General features: G+C 28.4%; 1 protein-coding gene. It reads left to right on the plus strand.

Annotation, left to right across the window (positions count from 1 at the left end):
* Positions 1 to 49 precede the first annotated feature (49 nt).
* Positions 50 to 1,522: a protein adenylyltransferase SelO gene (locus RWY47_RS04540; protein WP_224170231.1), complete on the plus strand. Its 1,473-nt coding sequence runs from the start codon at positions 50 to 52 to the stop codon at positions 1,520 to 1,522.
* Positions 1,523 to 1,622 lie beyond the last annotated feature (100 nt).

Consider the following 1,622-nt stretch of genomic DNA (forward strand, 5'->3'; position numbering starts at 1 on the left):
GTATCTTATATTTATAAAATTAATTAATTATTTATAATAAGGAGAAAAAATGGAAAATAATAAAAAAAATATAGAAACAGGATGGAATTTAAATAATAGTTACATGAATTTACCAGACTTTTTTTATAGCAAAATAAATTTAAATCCAGTACCTTCACCTAGATTAGTTATTTTAAACGATTCTTTAGCTAAATTTTTAGGATTAAATATAGATAGCCTTAAAAGTAAGGATGGAATAGAATTACTTTCAGGAAATAAAAAGATAGACGAAGGTGCTTTTATAGCTCAAGCATATGCAGGACATCAATTTGGACATTTTACAATGCTAGGAGATGGGAGAGCATTGCTGATAGGAGAGCAAATAAATCCATCAGGAAATAGATTTGATATTCAGCTTAAAGGATCTGGTAAAACACCTTACTCTAGAGGAGGAGATGGGAGAGCTGTTCTTGGGCCGATGCTTCGTGAATATATAATAAGTGAAGCTATGTACGGTCTTGGAGTTCCAACAACTCGAAGTCTAGCAGTAATAAAAACTGGAGAATCTGTGATTCGTGAAAATATAAAAAAGGGAGCAATTTTAACACGTGTAGCTTCTAGTCATATTAGATTTGGAACATTTGAATATGCTCTAAATTATGGAGGTGTCAAGTCAGTTAAAGAGTTAGCTGATTATACAATTAATAGACATTACTCACATATAAAAGATGATGAAGATAAATACATTAACTTACTTAAAGAAGTGATAAATGCTCATGCTAAACTTATTGCTAAATGGCAAAGTATTGGATTTATCCACGGGGTTATGAATACTGATAATATGACTATAAGTGGAGAGAGTATTGACTATGGACCTTGTGCATTTATGGATAATTATAAGCCAGATACTGTTTTTAGCTCTATTGATAGATATGGAAGATATTCATATGAAAATCAACCGAATATGGCTGAATGGAATTTATGTAGATTTGCTGAAACTCTATTGCCATTAATAAGTGATGATAAAAATGAAGCTATAAAAATTGCGCAAGATGCTATTTCTGATTTCTCAGAAATTTATTATTTAAATTGGATTAAAAATATGAGATTTAAATTAGGATTATTCGATGAAGAATTACAAGATAAAGCATTGATAGAAGATTTACTTAGCATGATGGAAAAATATAGAGAAGATTTTACTAATACTTTTATAGCATTAACATTTAATAATATTAATAAAAAAGGAATGTTTGATAGTGAAGAATTTAAATCTTGGTACAGCTTATGGAACGAAAGATTAAAAAGACAAGAAAATTCTCAAGATGAAGTTTTTAAGTTAATGAAAAAATCAAATCCAGCAGTAATACCAAGAAATCATCGAGTAGAAGAAGCTTTAGAAGCTGCAGATAAAGGGGATTTTAATTTCTTTAAAAAGCTTATAACTGTACTTGAAAAACCATATGAACATTCTAAAGAACAAGAGGAATATGCAAAATTGCCTAAGCCTTCAAGTTGTGCTTATAGAACTTATTGTGGAACATAATAAATTATTAAAAACAAATAAAAACCATATTGATGAAAATAATCAATATGGTTTTTATTTGTTTTTATAATATAATAAGGATAACAATACTACGTAAAAG

Origin of the sequence: Paraclostridium sp. MRS3W1 (assembly GCF_032465715.1) — a bacterium.
GTDB classification, from domain to species: domain Bacteria; phylum Bacillota; class Clostridia; order Peptostreptococcales; family Peptostreptococcaceae; genus Paraclostridium; species Paraclostridium dentum.